Raw genomic sequence first — 7,310 nt, 5'->3', positions numbered from 1 at the left:
AGCAGCATGTTCGAGGCGGCGGTCCGGTTCAATATGCGGCTTCCGGAGCTGTTCTGCGGCTTTACGCGGGCGATCGGGGATGCGCCGATCGCCTATCCCGTCGCCTGTCTGCCGCAGGCATGGTCGGCCGGTTCCGCGTTCATGATGCTGCAGGCCTGCCTGGGGATCCGCATCGATGGTTGGAAGCGCGAGATCAATGTCGAACGCCCACGGTTGCCGATAGGCATCGACAACATCGTCATCCGGCACTTAGCCGTGGGCGAGGCGAAGGTCGACCTCAATTTCCAGCGCGTCGGCGACCGGGTCGTCTGCTATCTCGGCGAACGGCACGAGGGCTTAGTGCCGCTGGTCGTTCGTTCTTAGGAACCGGGACAGCAGGGCCTGCCATCGATGCTCACTGTAGCATCGAGGTTCTGCTGGCGACGTCTCGCAGGCTCCTCTTGAACTGAAAAGAGCTGCTTCCAATCTTTTCTCTTGTCCCCAGCCGGGCGTGCAGGTGTTCGAATATTAGCGGTGCATCTGCGGAAACGATCAACGGGGTCAGTTGTTGAAGGGAGGTCACTATGGAAAGTGATGCTTTCAAGCAGCCAGTTTTCGTAGGGGAGAATGGCTACATCCAAAAGATTGACTGCGTGATGGATGCCATTGAGTTTTTGGAAGAATGGCCTGTGGAGAGACGTGGCCTGCTTCACGCGGCGGCCTGCGAGGCGTGCTACTCGGCCTATGACGGTCGGAAACCAGTCGAGGCCGCGCACAAGGCCTTTACGACTTGGGCCCGCAAGGTTGGCGCCATCGAGGACGTGCCCACAGCACCGCCGTGGATGACTGGGCCTAAGATCAGCAACGCAGACCTCTTGTAAGGGTGCGAAAGGGCTCCTCGTCAGGCGCAGCTTGCGACGAATCGCGCCGGAGCGAAACGCAAATGTCGGCGCCGATCCCCTTCTGACCTGCCGGCCATCCCCCCTCAAGCGGCGAGGTTACGCGCCCTTCCCTCGCGCAATGAAATGCGGATTGGCGAAATCGCCGTCGCTGGCCTGGTTACGCTTGCCGTAGACGAGCGGCTGGCCGTCCAGCGTGCGCGTCATGCCACCGGCGGCGCGCAGCACTGCGTCGCCGGCGGCCGTGTCCCATTCCATGGTGCGGCCGAAGCGCGGATAGACATCGGCTTCCGCCGCGGCGAGCAGGCAGAATTTCAATGACGAGCCGATCGAGACGATCTCCGCGGCGCCTAGATCGCGGATGAATTCCTCGGTTTCCGGCGTGTTGTGCGAGCGGCTTGCCACGACCGCGAGCGGCGTGCCCCCTGCCCGCACCGTGATCGGCCGGCGGCCGGCGATGCGATAGTCGGCATCGACCTCCAGCGCCTCGGCCTTGCCGGGTCGCCCGGAGAAAAAGCGTCCCGTGCACGGCGCGAAAACGACGCCGACTTCCGGAACGCCATGGCGGATCAGCGCGATGTTGACGGTGAAATCGGTGCGGCGGTTGACGAATTCCTTGGTGCCGTCGAGCGGATCGATCAGGAAGAAGGCGCCGTCGAGATCGGGCGTTGCAATTCCCGCTGCGACCTCCTCCTCGGCCACGCAGGGGATGTCCGGATAGGCGGCGCGCAGGCCGGCCAGGATGATCTTCTCGCTTTCGCGGTCGGCTTCCGTTACCGGCGAAGAATCGGCCTTGCTGTCGACGGCGCAGCCTTCGTGGAAGACGCGCATCACCACGCGCCCGGCCTCGAGCGCCAGGCGCTCGAAGACGCCGAGCATCGCCTCGTCAGATACCGCCGCCATTGTCATACTGCTCCTCGGCAATGTCGCGCTCGGTCAGCCAGTGTTCCAAGGCTTCCGCCATCTCCTGCGGGCTCCTGCCCAGAGTTTTCAGGTGTATTTCCGGGTTCTCCGGCGCCTCATAGGGGGAATCGACGCCGGTGAAATTCTTGATCTCGCCGCTCAAGGCGCGCGCGTAGAGACCCTTTGGATCGCGGCGGGCGCATTCCTCGAACGGGGTGTCGACGAACACCTCGACGAACTCGCCCTCGGCCATCAGCTCGCGCGCCATGCGCCGTTCGGCGCTGAAGGGCGAGATGAAGGAGACGATGACGATCAAGCCGGCATCGGCCATCAGCTTGGCCACCTCGGCGACGCGGCGGATGTTTTCCACGCGGTCGGCGTCGGTGAAGCCGAGATCGCGGTTGAGGCCGTGGCGGACATTGTCGCCGTCGAGGATGTAGGTGTGGCGGCCGGACGCGAACAGCTTCTTCTCGAACAAATTGGCGATGGTCGACTTGCCTGAGCCGGAGAGTCCGGTGAACCAGAACACTGCCGGACGCTGGTTCTTCAGGTCGGAACGGCCGCGCTTGCCGACATCGAGCGACTGCCAGTGGATGTTTTCGGCACGGCGCAGCGAATGCAGGATCATACCGGCGCCGACGGTGGCGTTGGTGATGCGGTCGATCAGGATGAAGGCGCCGGTGGTGCGGTTTTCGGCGAAGGGATCGAAAGCGATCGGCGCGCGCGTCGACAGGTTGCAGACGCCGACCTCGTTGATGTCGAGCGACTTCGCCGCCTCATGCGCGAAATCGTTGACGTTGACCCGGTATTTCAGGTCGGTGACAGTCGCGCTCACCTGGTCGGTTTCGGTGCGCAGGATGTAGGAGCGGCCGGGCAGCAGCGCCTGCTCGTCGAACCAGACGATGTTGGCGGCGAACTGGTCGGCGACCTGCGGACGCGCGGCCGGCGACACCAGCAAGTTGCCGCGCGATACCTCCACTTCGTCCTCGAGGACGAGCGTGATCGCCTGGCCAGCGACCGCCTGCTCAAGGTCGCCGCCTTGCGCGACGATGCGCTTGACCCGGGACGCCTTGCCGGATTTCGCGACGACGACCTCGTCTCCTTCAGAGACGGTGCCCGAGGCGATGGTGCCGGCAAAGCCGCGGAAATCGAGGTTCGGACGGTTCACATACTGGACGGGGAAGCGAAACGGCAGCTCGACGGCGGCCTCGTCGACAGAAACGGTTTCCAGATGCTCGATCAGCGACGGCCCGGAATACCAGGGCGTGCGCTCCGAGCGGCTGGTGACGTTGTCGCCAAAGCGCGCCGACATCGGGATCGGCGCGACGCTCATGAAGCCCAGTTCCTTGGCGAATTCGCCGTAGTCGGCGACGATCCGGTCGAACACCGTCTTGTCGAAGCCGACGAGGTCGATCTTGTTGACCGCAAGCACGATATGCCGGATGCCGAGCAGCGAGGCGATGATGGAGTGACGCCGGGTCTGACGAAGCACGCCCTGGCGCGCGTCGATCAGCACGATCGCGAGATCGGCGGTAGAGGCGCCCGTCGCCATGTTGCGCGTGTACTGCTCGTGGCCGGGCGTGTCGGCGACGATGAACTTGCGCTTCGGCGTGGCGAAGAAGCGATAGGCGACATCGATGGTGATGCCTTGCTCGCGCTCAGCCTCCAGCCCGTCGACCAGCAGCGCGAAATCGATGTCGTCGCCGGTGGTGCCGTGCTTGCGCGAATCCTTTTCGAGCGCGGCGAGCTGGTCCTCGAATATCTGCTTGGTGTCGGAGAGCAGCCGGCCGATCAGCGTCGACTTGCCGTCGTCGACCGAGCCGCAGGTGAGGAAGCGCAGCAGCGACTTCTTCTCCTGCGCGGCCATGTAGTCGCGGATCGAATCGGTCGGGGCGAGGCTCTTGGCCATCATGTGGCGCATTATCAGAAATACCCTTCGCGCTTCTTCTTTTCCATGGAGCCGGCCTCGTCGCGGTCGATAAGGCGGCCCTGGCGCTCGGAGGTGCGTGCGGTCAGCATCTCGCCGACGATGGCTTCCAGCGTGTCGGCATCCGACTCGATCGCGCCGGTCAGCGGATAGCAGCCCAGCGTGCGGAAGCGCACCAGGCGGTTCTCGACCGCCTCGCCGGGATGCAGTTCCATGCGGTCGTCATCCTTCATGATGAGCATGCCGTCGCGCTCGACCACCGGCCGCTCTTTGGCGAAATAGAGCGGCACGATCGGGATGTTCTCCTGCAGGATGTACTGCCAGATGTCGAGCTCAGTCCAGTTGGACAGCGGAAAGACGCGGATCGATTCGCCCGGCGCGATGCGGGTGTTGAAGATCTTCCACATTTCCGGCCGCTGGTTCTTCGGGTCCCAGGCGTGCTGGGCGTTGCGGAAGGAAAAGATGCGCTCCTTGGCGCGCGACTTCTCCTCGTCGCGGCGGGCACCGCCGAAAGCGGCGTCGAAACCGTATTTGTCGAGCGCCTGGCGCAGCGCCACCGTCTTCATGACATGGGTGTGGGTGTTGGAACCATGGTCGAAGGGATTGATGCCGTCGCGCACGCCGTCCTCGTTGACGTGGACCAAAAGGTCGAAGCCGAGCTTCTGCGCCATCTGATCGCGAAAGGCGATCATCTCGCGGAATTTCCAGGTGGTGTCGACATGCAGGAACGGGAAAGGCGGCTTGGCCGGATAGAAGGCCTTCATTGCCAGATGCATTAGCACCGAGGAATCCTTGCCGACCGAATAGAGCATCACCGGCTTGGAGAAAGACGCCGCGACCTCGCGGAAGATGTGGATGGATTCGGCCTCGAGCCGCTGCAGATGCGTGAGCGCGATATTCATGGAGCGTCGAGCGTTCTCTCGTGCCGTGGAGCGGAAATCTTGCATCGCAGGGGCAATCCGATGCCGCCCAGGCGCAGATTTCACTTCGGACAAACTGTTTCGTGCGGGCGTTCTAACAGATCGACGCCGCCGATAACAATGCAAGACCCGCACGGCGCGCGGTGATTGGAGAACGAATTTTCCAAACACGCCCTGCAAAGCGGAAAATCCTGCCGGAGCCATCGAAAACGCTGAGCGGGAAAAGCCGTGGCGCCCAGAAAATTCCTGAGTTCCCCGATCCTCGCCAGACCAGGGGATTTCTGTCGCAACATTGTCGACCGCACTATCGCGGATCGGCGCCAGCCGCTATATGGGCTCGGGGTACGGGCAAGGCGCGGCAAACGGAGACCGGCGAGGCGGCCTTTGGCTGGCTCGATGGATCCGGGCGCAACCTGGAATTGCGAAGCGAAGCATTTGAACCCGTCTACAACGCTCCGGCGCCACCTCACGCCCGCACAGATCAACATCTATTTCTCGATCGTCTGCTTTTTTTCGCCGCCGGTGCTTGGATCGCTGGTCAGCATCGCCTTCAATGCCGGTGGCGTGTGGTCGGCGATGCTGGTGGCCGCGAAGCGGCGACGCTTCAATATCGACCGGCCGATGCTCGCCGTCACGGCGGCGATCTATGCCTATTGCGCGGCGATGGTTCTCGCTTCGATCGTCAACGGCACGCTGGCTGCTGATTTGCGGTTCTTCCTGCCGTTGATCACCTTCCTGCTTTTCCCCCTCTCCTATTCGACGTGGAGCATCACCGAGAAGACCGCGCTGGCACGCATCGCCATTCTGGCCAGCACCGCGGCCTGCTTCGGCGCGCTGGCGATGGCCGTGTTCCAGTCCCACCGGCTCGGTGTGAGGGCGGAGGGCGGCGCCGGCAATCCGATCGTCTTCGCTACCGTCACGTGCCTTGCCGCCATGACATGCCTTGCCGGCGCGCTGTCAGGCATCGAGAAACGCTGGAAGCTGCTGGTCCTGGCAGCGATAGCCGGAGCCCTGGCGATCGTCTATTCGGGATCGCGCATGATCTGGGTAGCCGTGCCGATTGCTGGCATCGTCGTGCTCCTCATCAACCGCCGCCGGTTCACCGGCGCCAGCGTGGCGCGCTTCGCGGCGATCGGCATCGTGGTGGCCCTTGTGATTGCCGCCATCGGCTCTCGCGTCATCCTGGACCGGGCCGATTTCCTGGTCAGCGACTGGGATGCGCTGAATGCCAATGGCGACCATTCGACCGCGCTCGGCTTGCGCGTGGCGATGTGGGAAATCGGTTTTGCCGCGTTTCGCGAGATGCCGATTTTCGGCCACGGCATCTCGGCGAGCCGGGCGCTGATAAAGCACGGCTTGCAGGACCAGTTCGGCCTACAGCAGGGTTTCAGCCATTTCCACAACGGCTTCCTGACGGCGCTGGTCGAGGCCGGCCTGCTGGGAGCATTGGCCCTGGCGTCGATCTTCGTCGTTGCCGCACGGAATGCGGCACGGACGCTGCGCCGCAGCGCCGATCCGGTGGAGAGGTTCGGCGCGACGATGATCCTTGTCGCCGTCATCACCTATCTCACCGGCGGAATGGCCGGAATCCTGGTCGGCCACGATATCCTCGACGCGACGCTAATGGTGTTCCTGATCTCGGGAACCTACCTCGCTTCCGGACGGACGATAGAACCGACCGGAAAAAGCGCGCCCACCATGGCGCCGGGCGCCAGCCCGCAACCATGAAGGTCCTGGTCACCGGCGCGACGGGCTTCATTGGACGCCGGATCGTCAGCCGGTTGGGCGAGGCCGGATTCGACATACGGATTGCATCGCGCCTGCCGCAGCGGCTGGCAGGCGAGGACGATGCCGTCGCGCTGCCCGGTACCGATGCACCGCAGGAGGCCTTTCTGACCCTGATGCGTGACGTGACGCATGTCGTCCACTGCGCGGCGCTCAATAATGACCGCAGCGCCGGCGCGGCCGACTTGCGAGCCGTCAACGCGACGCTGACCGGACAGCTCGCCCAGGCCGCCGCCACGCGCATCGACGGGCGCTTCGTCTATCTCTCCTCGATTCGCGCCATGGTGGGCGCAAGGTTCAGCGGCACGATCGACGAGGCCACGCCCCCTGCCCCGCAATGCGCCTACGGGCGCTCCAAGCGCGAAGGCGAGATCGCAATTCTGGAGGCTTTTGCAACGGCCGGACGCGCCGGCGCGACGGCGCTGCGGTTGGCGCCGGTCTATGGCGAAGGCATGAAGGGAAATCTGCGCGGGCTGATGCGGTTGGCCGCCACCGGCCTGCCGCTGCCGACAGCCGCTCTGACGGCGGTTCGTTCGCTCGTCTCGCATGAGGCCGTGGCCGGCGCCGTGACGCATCTTTTGAGCCGTCCCACGGCGCCGCTCCCAACTTATGTGCTGGGCGATGCTTCGCCGGTTGGGATGTCCGAAATCGTCACCGCGTTCCGGCGCGGATACGGCCGCCCGCCCCGGCTTCTTCCCATGCCGGCCTGGCCGTTTCGGATGCTGGCCACGCTCAGCGGCAGACAGGCTGCGTGGCATGCGCTGGTGGCGACGCAGGTCTGCGATTCGTCGTTGCTTGCGTCGGAAGGCTGGGAACGGGAGGCCGACACACTCGGCCGGCTTGAAGAACTAGCGCGACAGAGGAGCCGTTCGCCGCTTCCGTGAGCGGTGAAACGCT

6 protein-coding genes and 1 pseudogene are annotated in these 7,310 nt (G+C 64.2%); 4 read left to right on the top strand and 3 right to left on the bottom strand.

All coding sequences use genetic code 11. The annotated features are described in order from the left end of the window. Both LB523_RS24315 and LB523_RS24310 read left to right on the top strand, forming a co-directional pair. Nucleotides 1-363 (top strand): annotated as a pseudogene (locus LB523_RS24315) (amylo-alpha-1,6-glucosidase); the annotation flags it as partial. 200 nt (nucleotides 364-563) lie between these two features. Then, nucleotides 564-860: a DUF982 domain-containing protein gene (locus LB523_RS24310; RefSeq protein WP_224545718.1), complete on the top strand. Its 297-nt coding sequence runs from the start codon at nucleotides 564-566 to the stop codon at nucleotides 858-860. Between the two features lie 117 nt (nucleotides 861-977). On the opposite strand, the gene cysQ is transcribed toward LB523_RS24310, so the two are convergent. From cysQ to cysD, 3 genes are read right to left on the bottom strand one after another with little or no spacing between them, the layout of a single operon-like run. Continuing rightward, on the bottom strand, nucleotides 978-1,757 hold the full coding sequence (gene cysQ / locus LB523_RS24305; RefSeq protein ID WP_224607722.1) for a 3'(2'),5'-bisphosphate nucleotidase CysQ: 780 nt from the start codon (nucleotides 1,755-1,757) through the stop codon (nucleotides 978-980). Nucleotides 1,758-1,764: 7 nt separating this feature from the next. Beyond that, nucleotides 1,765-3,702 (bottom strand): sulfate adenylyltransferase subunit CysN, encoded by a 1,938-nt coding sequence (gene cysN / locus LB523_RS24300; RefSeq protein ID WP_176476986.1) that lies wholly within the window; start codon nucleotides 3,700-3,702, stop codon nucleotides 1,765-1,767. 2 nt (nucleotides 3,703-3,704) lie between these two features. Continuing rightward, nucleotides 3,705-4,610, bottom strand: a complete 906-nt coding sequence (cysD, locus tag LB523_RS24295; RefSeq protein WP_263493165.1) for a sulfate adenylyltransferase subunit CysD — start codon at nucleotides 4,608-4,610, stop codon at nucleotides 3,705-3,707. Nucleotides 4,611-5,063: 453 nt separating this feature from the next. On the opposite strand from cysD, the gene LB523_RS24290 reads away from it, so the two are divergent. Beyond that, complete coding sequence (locus tag LB523_RS24290; RefSeq protein ID WP_224607715.1) at nucleotides 5,064-6,356, top strand: O-antigen ligase family protein; 1,293 nt, start codon at nucleotides 5,064-5,066, stop codon at nucleotides 6,354-6,356. Then, complete coding sequence (locus LB523_RS24285; RefSeq protein WP_224607713.1) at nucleotides 6,353-7,297, top strand: NAD-dependent epimerase/dehydratase family protein; 945 nt, start codon at nucleotides 6,353-6,355, stop codon at nucleotides 7,295-7,297. The genes LB523_RS24290 and LB523_RS24285 overlap by 4 nt, the downstream gene beginning before the upstream one ends. Nucleotides 7,298-7,310 lie beyond the last annotated feature (13 nt).

The organism is Mesorhizobium sp. ESP-6-4, from assembly GCF_020164735.1.
GTDB lineage: Bacteria > Pseudomonadota > Alphaproteobacteria > Rhizobiales > Rhizobiaceae > Mesorhizobium.
This window is presented reverse-complemented; position numbering and strand designations above follow the sequence as displayed.

Coding starts and splice junctions, on each gene's coding strand:
- LB523_RS24310 (WP_224545718.1), top strand. CDS start 564: ATGGAAAGTGATGCTTTCAAGCAGCCAGTTTTCGTAGGGGAGAATGGC.
- cysQ (WP_224607722.1), bottom strand. CDS start 1,757: ATGCTCGGCGTCTTCGAGCGCCTGGCGCTCGAGGCCGGGCGCGTGGTG.
- cysN (WP_176476986.1), bottom strand. CDS start 3,702: ATGCGCCACATGATGGCCAAGAGCCTCGCCCCGACCGATTCGATCCGC.
- cysD (WP_263493165.1), bottom strand. CDS start 4,610: ATGAATATCGCGCTCACGCATCTGCAGCGGCTCGAGGCCGAATCCATC.
- LB523_RS24285 (WP_224607713.1), top strand. CDS start 6,353: ATGAAGGTCCTGGTCACCGGCGCGACGGGCTTCATTGGACGCCGGATC.